Origin of the sequence: Streptomyces triticagri (assembly GCF_003429565.1) — a bacterium.
Taxonomy (GTDB): Bacteria; Actinomycetota; Actinomycetes; order Streptomycetales; family Streptomycetaceae; genus Streptomyces; species Streptomyces triticagri.
Genome location: NZ_QUAK01000149.1, coordinates 1 through 18,266 on the forward strand (window position 1 = coordinate 1; position 18,266 = coordinate 18,266).

The 18,266-nt window shown below is 71.9% G+C and carries 15 protein-coding genes and 1 pseudogene; 2 read left to right on the forward strand and 14 right to left on the reverse strand.

Translation table 11 applies throughout. The features are described 5' to 3' along the window. Positions 1-47: 47 nt before the first annotated feature. Both DY218_RS24375 and DY218_RS24380 read right to left on the reverse strand, forming a co-directional pair. Positions 48-989: a choice-of-anchor P family protein gene (locus DY218_RS24375; RefSeq protein WP_128558282.1), complete on the reverse strand. Its 942-nt coding sequence runs from the start codon at positions 987-989 to the stop codon at positions 48-50. A gap of 305 nt (positions 990-1,294) precedes the next feature. Continuing rightward, positions 1,295-2,281: an alpha/beta hydrolase gene (locus DY218_RS24380; RefSeq protein WP_128558283.1), complete on the reverse strand. Its 987-nt coding sequence runs from the start codon at positions 2,279-2,281 to the stop codon at positions 1,295-1,297. A gap of 163 nt (positions 2,282-2,444) precedes the next feature. Here DY218_RS24380 and DY218_RS24385 point away from each other — a divergent pair, with 163 nt between their 5' ends. Continuing rightward, complete coding sequence (locus DY218_RS24385; protein WP_128558284.1) at positions 2,445-3,425, forward strand: ArsR/SmtB family transcription factor; 981 nt, start codon at positions 2,445-2,447, stop codon at positions 3,423-3,425. Between the two features lie 30 nt (positions 3,426-3,455). Here the strand turns inward: DY218_RS24385 and DY218_RS24390 are convergent, their stop codons facing one another. From DY218_RS24390 to DY218_RS24435, 10 genes are all read right to left on the reverse strand, one after another. Beyond that, positions 3,456-3,980, reverse strand: coding sequence for a PH domain-containing protein (locus tag DY218_RS24390; protein ID WP_128558285.1), 525 nt, complete (start codon positions 3,978-3,980; stop codon positions 3,456-3,458). A 93-nt stretch (positions 3,981-4,073) separates the two neighbouring features. Beyond that, positions 4,074-4,685, reverse strand: coding sequence for a TetR/AcrR family transcriptional regulator (locus DY218_RS24395; RefSeq protein WP_128558286.1), 612 nt, complete (start codon positions 4,683-4,685; stop codon positions 4,074-4,076). 54 nt (positions 4,686-4,739) lie between these two features. Next, a complete protein-coding gene (locus DY218_RS24400) occupies positions 4,740-6,200 on the reverse strand; it encodes an MFS transporter (RefSeq protein ID WP_233521887.1) in 1,461 nt (486 codons plus the stop codon). A gap of 202 nt (positions 6,201-6,402) precedes the next feature. Then, positions 6,403-7,053 (reverse strand): MBL fold metallo-hydrolase, encoded by a 651-nt coding sequence (locus DY218_RS24405; RefSeq protein ID WP_128558288.1) that lies wholly within the window; start codon positions 7,051-7,053, stop codon positions 6,403-6,405. Next, positions 7,050-8,135, reverse strand: coding sequence for an S-(hydroxymethyl)mycothiol dehydrogenase (locus tag DY218_RS24410; RefSeq protein ID WP_128558289.1), 1,086 nt, complete (start codon positions 8,133-8,135; stop codon positions 7,050-7,052). The genes DY218_RS24405 and DY218_RS24410 overlap by 4 nt, the downstream gene beginning before the upstream one ends. 116 nt (positions 8,136-8,251) lie before the next feature. Next, complete coding sequence (locus DY218_RS24415) at positions 8,252-11,542, reverse strand: family 78 glycoside hydrolase catalytic domain (protein ID WP_128558290.1); 3,291 nt, start codon at positions 11,540-11,542, stop codon at positions 8,252-8,254. Positions 11,543-11,660: 118 nt separating this feature from the next. After that, positions 11,661-12,671, reverse strand: coding sequence for an alpha-ketoacid dehydrogenase subunit beta (locus DY218_RS24420; RefSeq protein ID WP_233521888.1), 1,011 nt, complete (start codon positions 12,669-12,671; stop codon positions 11,661-11,663). After that, positions 12,668-13,648, reverse strand: coding sequence for a thiamine pyrophosphate-dependent dehydrogenase E1 component subunit alpha (locus tag DY218_RS24425; protein WP_199566841.1), 981 nt, complete (start codon positions 13,646-13,648; stop codon positions 12,668-12,670). The genes DY218_RS24420 and DY218_RS24425 overlap by 4 nt, the downstream gene beginning before the upstream one ends. 22 nt (positions 13,649-13,670) lie before the next feature. Further along, positions 13,671-14,762 (reverse strand): LacI family DNA-binding transcriptional regulator, encoded by a 1,092-nt coding sequence (locus DY218_RS24430; protein WP_158574106.1) that lies wholly within the window; start codon positions 14,760-14,762, stop codon positions 13,671-13,673. Continuing rightward, positions 14,759-15,625: a sugar phosphate isomerase/epimerase family protein gene (locus DY218_RS24435; protein WP_128558292.1), complete on the reverse strand. Its 867-nt coding sequence runs from the start codon at positions 15,623-15,625 to the stop codon at positions 14,759-14,761. Before DY218_RS24435 ends, DY218_RS24430 begins: the two co-directional genes overlap by 4 nt. Before the next feature lie 131 nt (positions 15,626-15,756). On the opposite strand from DY218_RS24435, the gene DY218_RS24440 reads away from it, so the two are divergent. Continuing rightward, positions 15,757-16,068 carry an L-rhamnose mutarotase gene (locus DY218_RS24440; RefSeq protein ID WP_128558293.1) on the forward strand — a complete coding sequence of 104 codons (312 nt, stop codon included), beginning with the start codon at positions 15,757-15,759 and terminating at the stop codon, positions 16,066-16,068. Between the two features lie 87 nt (positions 16,069-16,155). Here the strand turns inward: DY218_RS24440 and DY218_RS24445 are convergent, their stop codons facing one another. Both DY218_RS24445 and DY218_RS24450 read right to left on the reverse strand, forming a co-directional pair. Then, positions 16,156-16,917, reverse strand: a complete 762-nt coding sequence (locus DY218_RS24445) for an SDR family NAD(P)-dependent oxidoreductase (RefSeq protein WP_128558294.1) — start codon at positions 16,915-16,917, stop codon at positions 16,156-16,158. Next, positions 16,917-18,100: pseudogene (locus DY218_RS24450) on the reverse strand (mandelate racemase/muconate lactonizing enzyme family protein). The gene DY218_RS24445 and the pseudogene DY218_RS24450 overlap by 1 nt, the downstream one beginning before the upstream one ends. Positions 18,101-18,266: the final 166 nt, after the last annotated feature.

Sequence of the window (18,266 nt, forward strand, 5' to 3'; positions counted from 1 at the left end):
CCGGCCGCTCCGCCCGCCCCGTTCACGGATCTCGGGGGAGGCGAGCGTCAGCTCTTCTTGCCCTGCTCCTCCGGGATCACGAACCGCACGTAGCGGTGGTTGCCGTCCACGGCGACCGTGCCGGAGCAGCGCTGTGCGGGCATGCCGTAGCCGTCGGGGACATCGGTGACGCACACCTGGTACGAGCCGGCGGCGAGGTCGGAGAACGTACAGCTGCCGGTGTCGTTGCCGGTGCAGGACGGCGCGGCCGCACGGGTCTTGAGGGTCTTGAGCTCGTAGGCGACGCCCGCGACCGGGTCGTCGTCCTCGTCGACCGCGGTGGCCGTGATCTTGCCGGTCTTCGGCTGCTCGGCGGTGCCGGCCTTGCAGGTGGCGGAGCCGATGACGAGGTCGCCACGGATGGCCGGCTGGATCGACTTCAGGTGCACGGCGTTCACGGTCAGTGAGCCGTCGGCGTTGCGAACCTGTTCGTTGAGTACGAGCGTGCCGAGATTGCGCACGTTCACGGTCGTGTTGGGGGCCGGAGAGGCGTCGAGCTCGACCTCGGACGGCGGGAAGACGGCGTTGACCTTGCCGTTGGCGATGTTCACCGACCCGGTCGGATCGGCGCCCGGCTCGGCGTTGCAGGTGGTGGTGATCGCGTCCGTGGACAGCGCCGCGGCGACGAGATCCAGCCTTGCGCCGGCGATCTTGGACGTGGACTCGGTGGTGCCTGCCTGATCGTCGCCGGTGGAGGAAGTGGTGAGGCCCTGGATCGAGCCGTACGTGCCGACCCGCACGTCGGCCACCGTGGCCTCTTCGGGCCCGCCCGGGTAGGCGGTCGGGGCAACTTCCGCGATGGTGATCGGTCCGAGTGAGGCCTTCACTCCGTACGCAGAGCTCGAACCCGCGGCAGCGTGCGCCGTGCCGGCGGCCTGCGCGACCAGCGTCGCGGCGAAGACGGCACCGAGGGCGGCACGACCTGCCACACCCATCTTGACTGAGGCCATGAGGTTCCTTTCCGAGGGGGGAAGGCGGGCCGCCGCGCGGGTTCGCCGACCGGGTGCCCGTCTTCCTGCCTGACAGCCGGACGGCGTGCCCGGCCTGGGCCAGAGGTACCCGCGGCCTGCCGGGCTCGGACAGGTTTGCCGCCGAACGGTGGGTTTGTTCACCTGTGCGGCAAGGCGCCGGTGGGACGGCTTGCGGCCGGGCGCGACCCGTGTTGAGGTCGCGCGGAACGACGAGACGGCCGGCGCCCGGCGCCGGGGAGGCGCCGGACACCGGCCGGGGGGCCGAGCCGAGGGTGTGGGTCCGTCTACGCCTTGCGCAGCCGGTCGACGATGCCGTCCAGGTCACGGCGGAACAGCGCGGCACGGAAGACGTGCCCGCCGGGCTCCTCGTGCGACTCGTGGGGCAGGCCCGCCTCGTCGAGCCGGGCGCGGAACTCCCGCTGTCCGGCGAGTACTTGGGTCTCATTGACCCAGTCCGCCCAGTTGACCGGATCCGGGCTGGTACCGGCCACCAGGAAGATCCGCTTGTCCCGGTAGCTGGGGATGCGTTCCACCGGATTGTCGGCGCTGACCCGGGCCTCGTCCCAGAGCGGTGCACCGTAGACGGTGCCGCCGCCCAGGTCCGCCGCGCCCGCGGAGATGTTCGCCCAGTGCGCCACCAGGCCCGCGTCACGGCGCAGGCTCGCCGGGCCGGAGTGGGCGCTCACCGATGCGAAGTGCCCGTAGTACTTGGCCGCGTACTTCAGAGCGCCGAAGCCGCCCATCGAGAAGCCTGCCACCGCGCGCCCGTCGTACTCGGCGTAGGTGCGGAAGTTCGCGTCGATCCAGGGCACCAACTGCTCGATGTGGAAGGTCTCCCAGTTGCGCGGTCCGGTGTTGGACGACACCGGATTGCTGTACCAGCCGGCGTGCCCGCCGTCCGGCATCACCACGATGACGGGCCGGCCGGCCGTCAGCTCGCGGATGCCCATCCGGTCGAAGGTCATGAAGTCCTGGTCGAGGCCGCCGCCGTGGAACAGGTACACCACGGGGTAGCGGCGGCCGGAGGCGTAGTCGTCGGGCAGCAGGACGTTGACCGCGGGGTCCCAGCCGATCGCGTCGGTGGCGAAGCGGTAGTACTTCATCCGCGGATCGCTCTCGTTGCTGTCCACGACCCGCAGTCCGGCCGCGTCGCCGGCCGCGAAGGCCGGTGCGGACGCGGTGAGGGCTCCGACGCCGCCGAGTGCGAGTGCCGCGCCGGCGGCACCGGCGCTTTGGAGCAGACGGCGTCGGGAGACATGAGGCTGACTCAACTCGACCTCCAGGTGGGGAGTTTGTGTGGTCGCGGGGATGCGCGAACGTCGACCGCAGGGTGTGCGGTGCCACCGGATGCTAGGCAGCCGCGGCGCAACCGGCGGGGCAGGAGTTCGGGCACGGCCGAACTCCCCTTGTGGCAGCGGTGGTTACCCTTCTGCCATGGGCGGTGTGCTGCGCATCCACTTCCAGGACCGGGACTTCCGGCACCTGCAGCTGGCCCGGTCGGCGGACCCGGTGTGGGAGGCGTTCCTGGCGCTGCATGTGCTGGCCACCTCCCCGGCCCGGCTCCCGGCGGGTCTGCGCGCGTGGCGCCGCCGGGCCACCGAGCGCCTGCAGGACCCGGACCTGCGCGCCGCCTGCCGGCTGCTGCACGATCTGGCACCGGCGAACGCCCCGTACTTCCCCGACTTCCTCACTCCCGCCGAATCGGCGGAGGGCATGACCGCGGCCCTGGGGACGCTGCGCGCCACTCCCGATGTCCGCCTGGAGCGTGAACTTCGCCAGGCCGCCCGGTACCGGCCGCTGCCCGGCTGGACCCGCCGGCTCGCGTCGGGGGACCGTGACCTGCTCGGCCGGGTGGCCGACGCGGTACGTCACTTCCACGCACGCCTCATCGCCCCCGACTGGAGCGAGGTGCAGGCCACCGTGGCCGCTGACCGGGAGAGCCGGCTCGAACGGCTCGACGGCGGCATGACCGCGGTGCTCGACACCCTGCACCCGTTCGTCCGCCGGGACTCGGTGCTGCTCGCCCCGTATCCGGTGGACACCGATCTGCTGCTGCGCGGTCGCGGCGTACGGCTCGTCCCGTCGTACTTCTGCCACACCGCACCGATCGCGATCGCCGATCCCCGACTGCCGCCCGTGGTGGTCTACCCGGTCCGGCGAACCGCCGCCTCCCGCGGCACCGACCCGGACCGGGCGCTCGGGGCACTGCTCGGCATCGGGCGCTCAGGCGTGCTGCGCGCCCTGACGTCCGCGTCCACCACCGGAGCCCTCGCCCAGCAGCTCGGCATGTCCGCATCCACGGTGAGCGGCCATCTCAAGGTGCTGCGCGACGCCGGCCTGGTGCACAGTGAGCGCAGCGGCGTCCATGTGCTGCACCGCGCGACGGCCCGTGGCCGCCACCTTCTGGACGACTGACGGGGCCGCACGGCCGGTCCCGGCGAGAGCTCAGTATGCGGGCGGCGGGCCCGCGGGCCCGCCCCACTGCTGCTGGCTCCGCTGCTCCTCGCCCACGGCCTGGTGGATCAGCTGCTTGAGACCCTCGGGGTCGGGGACGTGCTTGAGGGTGAGCATCCCGTGCTCGGACGCGGACTGGATGGACAGCGTCCCCTCGCGCAGGATCCGCTCCCAGAGCGTCGCGCGGAACGCCACGTCGTTCACCCGGACCAGCGGGATGCTGTGGCCCGTCTTCGTGAGGAAGCCGCTGCGTACATAGATCCGCTTCGTGCTGACCACGTACACGGTGCTGCGCCACTTCAGCAGCGGCACCAGCCAGAACCAGATCGAGGCGATCACACCGAGGGCGAGGACCACCATGTCGGCGGTGCCGGACGGGACGACCCACAACAGGGCGCCCACCACTGCCCAGATGACGACCAGGACGACGAACTCGCCCACGATCTCGGTCCAGTGCTGGCGCGTCGCATGCACCAGCTGCTCGTCCTCGGCCAGATAGCGCTCAGCGTTCAGCATGGGATCGATCCTGGCACACCGTGCGCCACTGTCCACCGTTCACCCCGATCGGATTCCGCGCTCGGGGCGAGTGGACCGGCGTACGACCGGACCTCAGGGCTCGGGAGGGGGCGCCGGCCGGTCGTCCGGTGCCTGCGCGGCCGCTTCGAGTACCGCACCGATCGCTTCGGGAGTCATCGAGGCGAGGCCCTCGAACAGATTGCTGGAGCGCAACGCGATCACGCCGACCAGACAGGAGATGAGCACCTCGGCCCGGCCGGCCGGGTCCTCGTGGCCCTCGGCCGCAAGGCGTTCGGCGAGCGGAGTGACGAGCCGGGTGTGCAGTTCGCCGGCCGCGGCGGCGCGCACCTCCGGCGCGCTGCTCTGCGACAGGAGCGCCTGCACCAGCGGGCCCGGCGCGCCACGGCGGTCGGTGCGGTGCAGTGCGTACGCGGTGTACGCGCCGAGGTCGCCGGCCTCGGCGGGAGCGTTCACCTCGCGGCCGTCCTCGGCCACCGCCGAACGGTGCACCGCGGCCTTGTTGCCGAAGTAGCGGGCGATCAACGACGCGTCCACACCGGCACGTTCACCGATGTCCCGCAGGGTCACCTTCTCGTAGCCGTGCCGGCCGAACAGGTCGCGGGCGGCGGCGAGCAGGGCGGCCCGCGTCGCGTCCGCGTCGCGCTTCCTGCGCGGTGCGCCCCCGGTGTCCGGACCCGAGCCCATCGGTCATCCCTTCCTGCCCGTGCCGCCCCGGTGGCCGCGGGACGGACCGCATGATCAGCGCGTGGAGCCACGCCGGACGATACCGGAAGCCGGCGCGGCGGGACGGTGCGCGGCCGGCGGCTGCGGTGCCTCCGGTTCGGTCGCGGCCGGTAGTTCGGGCGTACGGCTGCGCCGCGGTGGCAGTACGACGGCGGTCACGACCCCGAGGAAGGCGGCGCCCGCGGTCACCAGGAGGGCCAGCGTGTAGGCGCCGCTGTCGGGTGTCTCGCCGCCGGCCGGGGTGTGGGCGAGCAGGATGGCCGAGACGGTGGCGCTGCCCACCGAGCCGCCGACGACCCGCAGCACCTGGTTGAAGCCCGTGGCGCTGCCCGTCTCGGACGGTGGCACGTGGCGCACGATGAGCAGTGGCATGACGGCGTAGGACGCGCCGACGCCGTTGCCGAGCAGGAACGTTCCCAGGACGAGGATGCCCAGATGGTCGCGCCACACGGCGAGCAGGACGAGGTCCGCACAGACCAGCAGGGCGCCGAGGGGCAATACGCGGTTGAGCCCGATCCGGGACACCAGGGCGGAGGCAGCGCGGTTCGCGGTGATGCTGCCGAGGGACAGCGGCAGCAGGATCAGGCCGGTGGCGGTCAGCGAGAGCTGGAAACCGTAGCCGGCTGATGCGGGCACCTGCGTGTAGAGGGTGACCAGGGACAGCACTCCGAACATGCCGATGCCCATGAGCAGCGCCGTCACATTGGCCGCGAGGACCGCGCGATTGCGGACCAGGCGGATGTCGACCAGCGGATGACCGACACGTAGCGCGGACACCACCCAGAGGGCGAACGCCGAGACCGCGCCGGCCAGGCATCCGAGCGTCGCGGGAGAGGCCCAGCCCCAGACGCTGCCCTGGCTCAGGGCGAGCAGGACGGTGGCGAGTCCGGTGCAGAGCAGCACGGCGCCGACGGTGTCGAGCCGGCGTCCCGGAGTGGACGAACCCGTGGGCACCACCCAGGTCACCAACCCGAGGGCCAGGGCGCTGAGCAGCGCGGCGAACCAGAAGCCCGCGCGGTAGTCGAGATGTTGGGCGATCATCCCGGTCACCGGATACCCCAGTCCCGCGCCCACCGACGTGGTGACGGACAGCGAGGCGATCCCGGACCGCATCCGCTCGGCCGGGAGGTGGTCGCGGGCCACCGAGATGGCCAGCGGCATGAGCCCCATGCCGACCCCCTGCAGCGAGCGCCCGGCCATCAGGAGCCAGAACGCCGGGGCCGCGGCGGCCAGCACGCTGCCGACGAGGACGCAGGCAAGTGCGCCCTGGATGGCGCCGCGCCGGCGCGGCCCGTCGCCGAGCCGGCCGAGCACGGGTCCCGCGATCGCGCCGGCCAGCAGCGTCACCGTCAAGGTCCACTGGGCGGCGCCGAGGGACACCTGCTGCTCGCGCGCGATGGTCGGCACCATCGGGGCACCGAGCGTGCTGATCACGGAGACCGACAGGGCCATGAACATCAGTGAGGGGAGCAGCACCCCGGGACGCGTCCCCCGGCTTCGACCGCTGCCGCCCGTGGGCGGATTCCCCCTGGTCACGGTCATCTGCGGCGAGCCCTCCGGCACGGTTTGTCAGCATCGGATGTCATCAACTGATGACAAAGATAGCCGCAGCCCACCGATCTGTCATGACCGCCCCGTCCCACGCGGCCGTGCACCCGCGTGGGACGGGGCCGTCACCTCAGTGACCGCGCGCGATCCACTCCTCGAGATGTGGAGCCTCGTCGCCGATCGTGGTCGAGTCCCCGTGACCGGTGCGTACGACCGTCTCCGGGGGCAGTGTGAGGAGCCGCTCCCGGATCGACTCGACGATGGTCGGGAACGAGGAGAACGACCGGCCGGTCGCCCCCGGCCCGCCCTGGAACAGCGTGTCGCCGGAGAAGACCGTGCCGAGCTCCGGCGCATACAGGCACACGGCACCCGGGCTGTGCCCGGGAGTGTGCAGGACTCGCAGTTCCACGCCGGCCACCTGCAGTGACTCGCCGTCGGTGAGTGCTGCGTCGGGCCGCAGATCGGGGTGGCGGAGCTTCCAGAGCTCGCTGTCCGCGGGGTGCAGCAGCACCGGCGCTCCGGCGCGCTCGGCGACCTCGGGGGCCGCGTCGATGTGGTCGTCGTGCCCGTGCGTGGAGATGATGCCGAGCAGCCGGCGTCCGCCCACGGCCTCGAGGATCGCGTCCGCGTCGTGCGCGGCGTCGATCACATAGACCTCACGGTCGTCGCCGACCAGCCAGACGTTGTTGTCCACCTCCCAGGTCCCGCCGTCGAGCGAGAAGGTGCCGGAGGTGACGAGATGGTCGATACGGGCGCCGCCCGCCTGCGGTGCGCTGCTCACAGGACCACCACCGAACGCAGCACCTCGCCGCGCTGCATCCGCGCGAAGGCCTCCTCGACGTCGTCGAGTGCGATCGTCTCGGAGACGAAGGCGTCCAGGTCGAGCCGGCCCTGCCGGTAGAGATCGATGAGCATCGGGAAGTCGCGCGAGGGCAGACAGTCCCCGTACCAGGAGGACTTGAGCGCGCCGCCGCGGCCGAAGACGTCCAGGAGCGGGAGTTCGAGCTTCATCTCGGGTGTGGGGACGCCGACCAGGACCACGGTGCCGGCCAAGTCGCGGGCGTAGAAGGCCTGTCGGTACGTCTCCGGGCGGCCGACCGCGTCGATCACGACATCGGCGCCGAAGCCGTCGGTGAGTTCCCGGATGCGCTCGACCACGTCCGTCCCGCCGCCGGGGACCGTGTGGGTGGCGCCCAGGGACTCGGCCTTCGCGAGTTTGCGGTCGTCGAGGTCCACCGCGATGATCTTCGCGGCCCCGGCGAGGCGGGCACCGGCGATCGCCGCGTTCCCCACGCCGCCGCAGCCGATGACCGCGACGGAGTCGCCGCGGCCCACCTGGCCGGTATTGATGGCGGCCCCGAGCCCGGCCATCACACCGCAGCCGAGCAGACCGGCGGCGGCGGGCGAGGCCTCCGGGTCGACCTTGGTGCACTGGCCCGCCGCCACCAGGGTCTTCTCCGCGAAGGCGCCGATGCCCAGAGCGGGGGAGAGCTCGGTGCCGTCGGTCAGTGTCATCGGCTGCGAGGCGTTGTGCGTGGCGAAGCAGTACCACGGCCTGCCGCGCGTGCACGCCCGGCACTGGCCGCACACCGCACGCCAGTTGAGGATCACGAAGTCGCCGGGCGCGACCTCGTCCACGCCGTCGCCGACGGACTCCACGACGCCCGCGGCCTCGTGACCGAGGAGGAAGGGGAACTCGTCGTTGATCCCACCCTCGCGGTAGTGCAGATCCGTATGACAGACGCCGCAGGCCTGGATCTTCACCACTGCCTCGCCCGGCCCGGGGTCGGGGATCACGATGGTCTCCATCCGGACCGGTTCGTTCACCGCGTGCGAGACGACGCCGCGTACTTCCTGTGGCATGGGCGCACTGGCCTTTCCTCGTCGGTGCGCACCGTTGCGCACCGGGTGTCCGCTGTACCGCCTCATCCTCCCCGACCGCGGAGCGCGGCGCAGCGACGCCGACCGGCCGGCAGCGCTCAAGCGCGGAAGCGGTACCGTCCGGCGCCCACACGGAACACGCCGTCACCCCGCGGCCGCACGCCAGGAGCGTCGGCGGCGGCCCGGCCGCCCTCGGTGACCTGCCTGCCGGCGGGCAGGTGCACATCCGCCGAGGTGTTCGGCGGGACCGTGACGTCGAGCTCCAGGCGGCCGCGCTTCTTCTCCCAGCGCACGGACACCCACCCGTGCGCGGTCTCGAGCCGGGCCGAGGCATGGGTCAGCGGGCCCCGGGTGTAAGGACGGATCCTGATGCGGCGGTAACCGGGCTCGGCCGGGGTGATGCCGGCGACGTGCTCGTAGAACCAGCGGTCCACCGAGCCGAACAGATAGTGGTCGTGCGACGGAGGCCGGCCCTGGCCGCTGTGCTCCGTCTCCCAGGTCTCCCACAGGGTGTCGGCGCCACCTTCCAGCCAGAAACCCCAGCTCGGAAAGGTGCGTTGGCCGGCGATCGCATGCGCGGACTCCTCATGGCCGGCCTCCGACAGGACCGGCAGCAGGACGGCGGTGCCGAGGCAGCCGGTGTTCAGATGACCGTCCCGCTCCCGGACGTCGTCGGCGATAGTCCGGGCGATGCGCGCACGGAACTCCTTCGGCGCGAGCCCGAAGGCCAGAGCGAGGGCATTGGACGTCTGCCGGTAGCCGTCGTCGGAGTCGGTGCGGTAGATACCCCGCTCCCGGTCGAGGAACGCGGAGTTGAAGTGGCCGAGCGTCTTCGCGTGCTGCTCGGCGTATCGCTTCGCGTCCCTGGGCTTGCCGAGGACCTCGGCGCTGTCGATGAGGATGCGCAGGCCGAGCAGCAGATACGCGGTCGCGCTGAGCCGTACGTCCTCCGGTGGCAGTGCGCTACCACCCGGCGGCAGCCAGTCGCCGTTCCCGCTGGTCACAAGGCCGTCGTCGTCGGCCTGCGCGGCGCACCACGCGATGTAGCGGCAGGCTCCCTCATAGTGCCGCTCCAGGGCGGCACGGTCCCCGAACCGTTGGTGGAGCTCCCACATCACGATCGGATAGGCCGTGGTCCACTCCGGCGAGAGCCCGCCGTAACCCCAGCCGCCGCTGGGCGCGATCACCGGGAGCGAACCGTCGGCCGACTGGCTGTCCGCGATGTCGTCGAGCCACTTGGCGAGGAACGCGTGCGAGCGGAAGTTCAGGGCGAAGACCGGGGTGTTGAGCTGGCCGTCCGCGGTCCAGCCGATCTTCTCGTACATCACATCGACCGCGGGGATGCCGACCATATGGTGCGCGGTGCTGCGGACGACCATGGCGTGGATCCGGTTGTACAGATCGCTGGAGCAGGAGAAGTGCCCGGTGAGCGGGGCGTCCGTGTGCACGACCAGACCGCGCAGCAGCTCCTTCGACGGGGCCGCGGGCAGTCCGGTCACCTGGACGTAGCGGAAGCTCTTGTGACTGAAGCGCGGTTGCCACCGCTCGTCGCCCTCGCCGCTCAGCACGTACTCGTCGCGCTGGAAGCGACCGCCGTGCACATAACCCTGTTCCAGATTGACCGTGCCGTCCTTGTGCAGCTGCTGCCCGTACTCGAGGGCGATACGGGTGCCGCGGCGGCCGGTGACGCGCAGCTCGGCCCAACCGCCGATCGTGCGGCCGAAGTCGAAGAGATGGACGCCCTGCTTCACCTCGGTGACCTCGACCGGGTCTACGGAGTCGACGACACGGATGGGCTGCAGCGGCTGGGCGGTCAACGTGCCCTTCGGGGCGTCCAGTTGCGTCACCGGACGCCAGGCCGCGTCGTCGAACCCGGGGCGTGACCAGCCGGGTTGGGCCTCGCGGGCGTCGTAGGTCTCGCCCGCGTACAGCGAGTCGCTCACGGTGGGTCCGTCGGCCGTGCGCCAGCTGTCGTCGCCGGCGACCACCTGCCGGGTCCCGTCCGCGTACTCGATCTCCAGTTGTACGAGCATCCGTGGCTCGCCGCGCCACGAGGCCTCGGTCCAGTCCCAGGCGGTGACGGTCCGTTCGGCGTAGAAGCCGCGGCCCAGTTCGGCGCCGACGGCGTTCCTGCCGCGGCGCAGATGGCCGGTCACGTCGTACGTGATGTGGAACAGGCGCTCGTCGTAGTCCGTGGTGGCCGGGGCGAGGACCTGGTCGCCCACGCGCTCGCCGTTCAGCTGCAGCTCGTGGTAGCCGGCGCAGGCGACATACAGGCGGGCGCGCCGGACGCCGCCCCGGACGTCGAACTCGCGGCGAAGCAGCGGCGCCGCGATGGGTATCTGCGCGTCCGACACGCCCTTGCCCCACGGTCCCTTCCCGTACGGGACGACCTTGCGCGCGGACTTCCACCCGCTGTGGTCGAAGTCCGGTCGCTGCCAGTCCGGCTGCTCCTCGTCCCAGGTCCGCCAGGACTCGTCGCTGTCCACGACGAGCGGCTCCCCGGACTCGAACTCGACGACGAGGCGTCCGATCAGTCCCGCGGGGCTCGGACTCCCGCCCGACTCGGCCTTGTTGGTCACCGCGATAGCGAGGACATGGGCACCGGCTCCCAGTGACTCGGTGAGGTCCACAAGCCGACCGGTCTGCCAGGTGTCGTCCGCACCGGTCTCGGCGAGCTTGTGACCGTCGGCCCACAGGACGAAGGAGTCGTCGGCGGTCAGGAACATCCGCGCGCGCTCGACGCGCCTGCCCTGCGGGACGTCCACGCCGAGCCGGAACCAGCGGGTCATGGCCGGGAGCCCCGCGGCCGGGTCGCCCTCCGGGTACCAGATCCAGTGGGCGTCGTCCAGACCGAGCTCGGGCGTCTTCTCCGGCGAGCCCCCGATCCAGTCACCGACCCAGTCGTCGGCCCCGGTCAGTCCCGCCTCCCAGCGGGCGGGCCTGCTCCACTGCGAGGGGCGGCCGTCCTCGTCCCAGGTACGGACGGTCCAGAAGTACCGCTTCCGGGACGTGACCGGCGGCCCGCCGTAGGCGATCCCGTGGGTGTCGGCCGACTCCACGCGGCCGCTGTCCCAGACATCCGCCTCGCCCGGCCGCAGCTTCGCGGCGGAGCCGGCCACCAGAATCCGGTACGCGGTCTGCCGCGCGCCCCGCCCGCCGCCCTGCAGCCACCAGCTCAGCCGAGGCCGGGCCCGATCGATGCCCAGCGGGTCGCGGGCCAGCTCGGTCCGCAACTCCGCTGCGTGCAGCGGTCCGGTCGAGGCGGCGGGGGCCTCCGGCGCGGACCACGCGGGCGAGAAGGTGCCGAGCGCAGTGCCGACGCCCAGGCCGGCGCCGGTACCGAGCAGCCGGCGTCTCGACCAGCCGGTGGATTCGCTGCGTGCCATGGTCGCTCCTACGTGGTCGCGTGATCGTCGGACGCCCGAGTGATCGCCGGACGAGGGCAGGGCTGTGCGCGGGGAGGCGGGCCGGGCCGCCTCCCCGGGCAGGGAGATGGAGTCGAGGTCAGTACCGGACGAGCTGTTCCACGGCCGCGACGATGCGCGCCGCGTCCGGCAGCGATGCCTGCTCCAGAACTCCCGCGTACGGGACCGGCGTCGGGTCACTGGCCAGCAACACCGGTGCCGCGTCGAGCAGTTCGAAGTGCTGCGTACACACCGTGGAGATCAGCGAGGCGCCCCAGCCGCCGTCCGGCGGGCCCTCCTGCACGACGACGAGGCGGGAGGTCTTGTCGAGCGACGCCGCCACGGTCGCCAGGTCGAACGGCACCAGGGTGCGCGGATCGATCACCTCGGCGGACACACCGCGGTCCGCGAGCAGCGCGGCCGCCTCCTGGGCGCGATGACGCATCTGCTGGGTCGCGACGACGGTGACATCGCCGCCCTCGCGCACCACGTCGGCGACACCGATCGGCACCAGGTGCGCGTCGTCCGGCTCCGCCGGCACCTCGCCCTTCACGGTGAAGAGATTCTTGTGCTCGAAGACGAGGACGGGGTCGTCGTCCCTGACGGCGGAGCGCAGCAGCCCGTACATGTCCGGCACCGTGCCCGGCACCACGATCTTCAGGCCGGGGATGTTCAGGAACCAGTTCTCGGCGGCCTGGGAGTGCTGGGGGCCGAAGCCCGCGCCCGCCCCGTTGGCCATCCGGACCGTGACGGGGACGCTCGCCTGCCCGCCGCTGGTGTAGCGGTACTTGGCGAGGGTGTTCACGAGCTGGTCGAAGCAGACGCCCGCGAAGTCGGCGAACATGATCTCGGCCACCGGGCGCAGCCCCATGAGCGAGGCACCGACGGCGGTGCCGATGATGGCCTGCTCCGAGATCGGCGTGTCACGCACCCGGTCCCCGAAGCGCTCCTTGAGGCCGGCCGTCGTCTTGAACGCACCGCCCGCCTCGCCGACGTCCTCACCCAGGAAGACGACGCGCGGGTCGTGCGCGAGTTCGTCGGCGAGCGCACGGCCGATCACCTTGCGGTAGTTCATCTGCACCAGGGGCCGGGAGGCGAGTGTGTCGGTCATCGGGCCATCCATACGTGGTCGAAACGTGCATCGGGCTCGGGGTCCTTCCAGGCCTGCGCGCGGGCCGCCGCCTCGGCGACCTCGGCTTCGGCGCGCTCCCGCACCTGGTCCAACGCCTCCTGGGAGACGCCCAGTTCGCGGGCGCTCCGCTCGGCGACGAGCAGCGGGTCGCGGGCCAGCCAGCTCTCCAGCTCGCCCGCCGGCCGATACGCCCCGGGGTCCGACCGGGAGTGGCCCGACTGCCGGTAGGTCATCGCCTCGAGCAGGGTGGGCCCCTGTCCGTCCCGGGCCCGCCGCACGGCAGTACGGGCCGCTTCACGCACCGCGAGCACGTCATTGCCGTCGACCCGGACGCCGGGCATGCCGTAGGACGCGCCGCGCCCCGCGAGATCCGTGTTCGCCGTGGTGGTCGAGACGGGGGAGTACTCGCCGTACAGGTTGTTCTCGATGACGAAGACGACCGGCAGCTTCCAGACTCCGGCGAGATTCAGCGACTCGTGGAACGTGCCGATGTTCACCGCGCCGTCCCCGAAGAAAGAAGCGCTGACGGCGCCCGTGCCCTGGACCTGAGCCGCCCAGGCGGCCCCGGCGCTGATCGGCAGATGAGCGCCGACGATCGCGAAGGAACCGAGGGCGCCGACGCCGAGGTCGGTGAGGTGCATCGACCCGCCCTTGCCGGCGCACAGCCCCTCGGCCTTGCCCAGGATCTCGCCGAACGCCCGGTCGAGCGGGGCGCCCTGGGCGAGTACGGTGCCGTGGCCGCGGTAGGTGCAGGTCGTGGTGTCGCCGGGGCCGAGCGCCGCGGTCACACCGACCGCGACGGCCTCCTGACCCTGGTAGAGGTGGGTGCTTCCGCGCACCAGGGCGCGGGAGAACCAGTCCTTGACGGTGTCCTCGAAGAAGCGGATCTCATGCATCCGGCGCAGGAGATCGACGATGCCGGTCCGGTCGCCGGAGCCGGCTGGTTCGGTGGTCACGGGTGCACTCCTGAAGTGTCTTCTACTGACGCGGACGCGGCGGTGCGCAGCTGCTCGCGGCGCTGAACTGCGTGGGCAGGGTGGCGACTTCGTCCGCCGCACCGCCGAGTCGGGCGAGCAGCAGGCGGGCTGCCGTCGCCCCCATCTCGTACGGATCGCGCCGGATGGTGGCGAGGGCGGGGGTGAAGAACTGAGCCAGCGGGACGTCGTCGCAGGTCACGAGCGAGAGGTCGTGCGGGATACGGATCTCGCGGGCGGCGAGCTCGGCGAGCACGCCGACGAGGATCTGATTGCCGCCGGCGATGATGGCGGTCGGCGGTCGCCGGCCGTCGAGGAGGTCACGGGTGGCGGCCCTGCCGTGTGCCTCGGTGAAGGCGCCCGGCCTGACCTGGGCGACGACACCGGGGCTGTCCTCGAGGGCCTCCTCAAGCGCGTCGATGCGCTCACGGGTGGGCCGGACATGCGGGGAACCGGCGATCAGGGTGATCCGCTCGTGCCCCAGACCCACCAGGTGCTCCACGGCACGGGTGATGCCGGCGCGGTGGTCGGACAGGACGGCACTGGTGGGCGCGCGGGTGGGCAGATCGCGGTCGATGAGGATGGTGGGCGTATCGGTCCGTGCCACCGCCTCGGCGGTCTGCTCGCTGGTCTCGTCGGAGAGGGAGAGCAGGAAGCCGTCGACCCGGCGCTGGTGCAGGAGTTGGATGTTCTCCGCGTCGAGCCGCGGGTCGTTGACGGAGTTCGCGAGGAGGAGGGCGTAGTCGGAGGCGCGCAGTGTCGTCTCCGCGCCCAGCGCGATCTGCGAGAGCAGCGGGTTGGAGATGTCGCCCACCACGAACCCCACGGTGCGGGTCGCGCCCCGGCGCAGCATCTGGGCGAGCATGTTGGGCTGGTAGCCGAGCTCCTCCACCGCGGCCATCACTCGGGCCCGCATGGCCTCGCTGACGTCCGCGTGCCCCGACAGGACGCGGGAGACCGAGGACATGGCGACCCCGGCCCGCTCGGCGACCTGGGACATGCCGGTGCCGGCGGAGGCCGCGGCGCTCTTCCTCGCCGGGCGGGTACGGGAGCGGGGCGCGGCGGTATTGCGCTGCCCGGAGGACTCGGTGCTCATGCCTGGGCCCCCACCGGGGTGCCGCGGTCGATGGCGCCGGCGGCCCGCAGGGCGTCGCGCAGCAGGGCGGACTCGGCGACGGTGTCGACGCGGTTGCAGTCCATCCATTCCTGCCAGACGAACTCCAGGCCCCAGTAGCCCTCGTAGCCCTGGCGCCGCAGCGGTGTGACGAGCGACGGCCAGTCGATGGTGTCCTCCTCGACGGCGACCTGGAGCCGGCCCGGTGCGCCCGGGCGGCACTGCAGGTGCCGGGCGTGCGGGAGCAGCGGCAGAATGTCCGGTACGGGCACGGCCGCGTGGACGTAGTGCGCGGGGTCGAGGGTGATGCGCAGTCCGGGGACGCGTTCGAGGAGTTCCAGGGTCTTCTCCGGGGTGTCGATCAGGGAGCCGGTGTGCGGCTCGACGGACAGGTCGAGGCCGTGCGCCGCGGCGAGTTCGACCCGCCGGCTCAGTCCGTCGGCCGCGCGTGCCAGCGCCGATGCGTGGGAGTCACCGGCGAAGAGCACCCCGGGCAGGGTGGTGAGGCCGGGCGCGCCCGTACCGGCCGCGAAGTCCACGGCGTCGCGGAAGAACGCGAGGGAATTCTCCTGCTCCTTGGGGTCCGGATGGTTCGCCGCCATGGTCTCGAAGTCGGTGTACGGGATGGCGAACACATCGGCGGCGTCGAGACCGCGTGCGTCCAGGCGCTCGCGGACGACACCGGCGGTGAACGGGATCGCGCCTCGCGCGGTCTCGGGCCGTATGTGCGAACGCAGGGTCATGAAGCCGAGGTCCACCGCCGCGCACTCCAGGGCCCTGGCCAGATCGAGCGCGGCGCCGTGGGGGAGCAGCGGCCAGGTGTAGTCGGCGCACGAGAAGCGCATCAGTCGTCTCCGCAATCGTCAGAGGTTCCGCAGCGGATCAGCCGACTGGAAACCTTTCCAGTCCGGAATCCGTTCCAGTACAGTGCCCGAACCCTTCGCACCGACACAACCCCGAAGACCGAGGAGTTGTCATGCAGCGCGTGTGTTTCCTGATGGAGCTGATCCCGGGGCGCGAGGACGAGTACCGGCGGCGCCACGACGAGATCTGGCCGGAGCTCGTGGCCGAGTTGACCGGCGCGGGAGTGCGCAACTACACCCTGTTCCGTCGCGGTACGACGGTGATCGCGTACGCCGAGTGCCATCCCGACGCGGACACCGCCTTCGGTCAGGTCGGCGCCACCGAGGTCAACTCCCGCTGGTCGCAGTGGTTTCGGGACGTGCTGGTCAGCACGCCGGACGACGGGGGCCGGACCGAGGCCGAGGAGGTCTGGCATCTGGACTGAACCACCTTTCCTCCGAAGTGGGTTCATGGACGGCAGGCGATCACGTCGGCCTCGAGCCGGCGGCGCAGGGTGACGAGGGACTCCATGTCAGTAGGCCAGCCAGCCACCGCTGACGTTGAGCGTCGCCGCGGTGACGAAGGAGGCGCGGGCCGAGCCCAGGAACAGCACAGCGGAGGCGACCTCCTGTGCGGTCCCGAGGCGGCCGAGCGGGGTGGCGGAGACGATGCCGGCGAGCGCCTGCTCGCTCAGGTCGTCGGTGAGCATGGCGGTGTCGACGGCGCCGGGCGCCACGGTGTTGACGGTGATCCCGGCCGGGCCGTACGTGCGTGCAAGGCCCCGGCAGAGCGAGACCAGGCCGCCCTTGCTGGCCGCGTACACGGACGATCCGCCGTAGCCGCCGCTCCACCAGCCCTGCGAGGTCGCGGCGACCAGGCGGCCCCCCGTCCCCTGCCGCCTCATCAGCTCCGCGGCGTCCCGCAGCAGGAAGAACGACGCCTTGAGGTTCACGTCGTGCTGCAGGTCCCAGTCGTCCTCGGTGACCTCGTCGATCTCCCTGCGGCGCAGCACCCCGGCCAGGTGCGCGACGACATCCAGACCGCCGAGCTCCTCGGCCGTCGCAGCGAGCAGCCGGGTGCGGTCGGCAGCGCTGCGCAGATCGGCCCGCACCGTCGCCCGCGCACCCGAGTCGCGCGGGAGCCCGGCGACGTCGGAGGCCACCACCGCCGAACCGGCCTCGACGAACGCGTCCGCCACCGCCGCGCCGATGCCGCCCGCGGCGCCGGTCACCAGGACCCGTGCGCCCGCGAGCCCGTCGTCCAGCGGGGACATCCCGCCGCCCACCGGGGACATCAGGCGTCCAGCCGGTGGCGCTCGATGTAGTCCCAGTCCAGTTCCCAGCCGAGGCCCGGTCCTTCGGGCAGCTTGAACTGCCCGTCCTGCAAAGGTGATCGGTTGGTGACCAGGGTCCACCAGAAGGGGTCGCGGTCCGGGTGGAAGCACTCGGCCTGCGTACCGTGCGGCACCCCGGCCAGCAGGTGCGTGCTGACCTGAGGCTCCTCGTGGTGCCCCATCAGCACGTCGTAGCTGGCGGCGATCGCGGCCGTACGGCGCCACGCGGTGGGTCCGCCGGACCAGGAGGCGTCGAAGTTGCACACGTCGACCGACCCGTCTCCATCAGGTCGCGGCAGCCGCTCGACGACAGTTCGCTCTGTCCGGCGCACACCGGAATGCCGCCGAGGTAGCGCACGTCCCGCAGGCCGCGGCGGTCGTTGTGCCAGCGCACCGGCTCCTCGAACCACTGGATGTCCGCGCCCTCCAGCCGCCGCGCCAGGTCCACCGCCTGCGGGACGGTGTAGCCCTGGTTGGCGTCGATGCAGAGGGTGAAGTCCGCACCCGCCGCGGCCCGCGCACGCAGCACCCGTCGCGCGTCCTCGGCAGGGGAGGCGCCGCCCACCTTGAACTTCATTCCCGCAAGGCCCAACGTGTCGCGGTAGTGGGCGACTTCCTCCTCGATCGGCCCCAGCGGCTCGCCGTAGTACCCGCCGATCGCCGTCATCGGGACGCGGTCGCGGGCGCCGCCCCACAGGCGCCACAGCGGCTGGCCGAGGACCTTGCCGTAGGCGTCCCAGACGGCCGTGTCGAGGGCCGCGAGGGCCACCAGACCGATGCGCCGGTCACGCAGGATGTCGAAGGTGGCGGGGTAGGCCGCCTCCCAGGCCTTCTCGGTGGCGAGGACGTCGATGCCCTTCACCCGGGGTGCTATCTCGTCGAGCAGGACCGACCGGATGGCGCGGGCGCCCGCGTCCTCGTCGCCCACATAGGCCTCGCCGACGACGCCTGCGTCGGTCAGCACCCGGACGACCAGGGTGGCCCGGTGCGTCATGCGGTAGTAGCTGCCGCGGAACTCCCGGGCCAGCGGTGCGCGTACGGGCACCGCCTCGACGGCCCGGATGTGCACACCCGACGAGGCGGTCCGGGGAATGTCGGCCTCGGCCGGCGCGATCCCGGTGGAGTTCAGCGCATTGGACACCATGGGTGAGCCCTCTCTGCTGGAATCGAATCCAGCGTTGCAGCTGGCTCGGGCGCCGGTCAACCGTCCGGCGCTTCGGACTTCGACTCACCGAAAAGTACAGGTAGTTGGAGGATCGTCGAGATGGGCATCGGCCAATCCGTGCGCGAAGTATTGACGCGACTCGACC

Coding starts and splice junctions, on each gene's coding strand:
- DY218_RS24375 (WP_128558282.1), bottom strand. CDS start 989: ATGGCCTCAGTCAAGATGGGTGTGGCAGGTCGTGCCGCCCTCGGTGCC.
- DY218_RS24385 (WP_128558284.1), top strand. CDS start 2,445: ATGGGCGGTGTGCTGCGCATCCACTTCCAGGACCGGGACTTCCGGCAC.
- DY218_RS24390 (WP_128558285.1), bottom strand. CDS start 3,980: ATGCTGAACGCTGAGCGCTATCTGGCCGAGGACGAGCAGCTGGTGCAT.
- DY218_RS24395 (WP_128558286.1), bottom strand. CDS start 4,685: ATGGGCTCGGGTCCGGACACCGGGGGCGCACCGCGCAGGAAGCGCGAC.
- DY218_RS24410 (WP_128558289.1), bottom strand. CDS start 8,135: ATGCCACAGGAAGTACGCGGCGTCGTCTCGCACGCGGTGAACGAACCG.
- DY218_RS24415 (WP_128558290.1), bottom strand. CDS start 11,542: ATGGCACGCAGCGAATCCACCGGCTGGTCGAGACGCCGGCTGCTCGGT.
- DY218_RS24420 (WP_233521888.1), bottom strand. CDS start 12,671: ATGACCGACACACTCGCCTCCCGGCCCCTGGTGCAGATGAACTACCGC.
- DY218_RS24430 (WP_158574106.1), bottom strand. CDS start 14,762: ATGAGCACCGAGTCCTCCGGGCAGCGCAATACCGCCGCGCCCCGCTCC.
- DY218_RS24435 (WP_128558292.1), bottom strand. CDS start 15,625: ATGCGCTTCTCGTGCGCCGACTACACCTGGCCGCTGCTCCCCCACGGC.
- DY218_RS24440 (WP_128558293.1), top strand. CDS start 15,757: ATGCAGCGCGTGTGTTTCCTGATGGAGCTGATCCCGGGGCGCGAGGAC.
- DY218_RS24445 (WP_128558294.1), bottom strand. CDS start 16,917: ATGTCCCCGGTGGGCGGCGGGATGTCCCCGCTGGACGACGGGCTCGCG.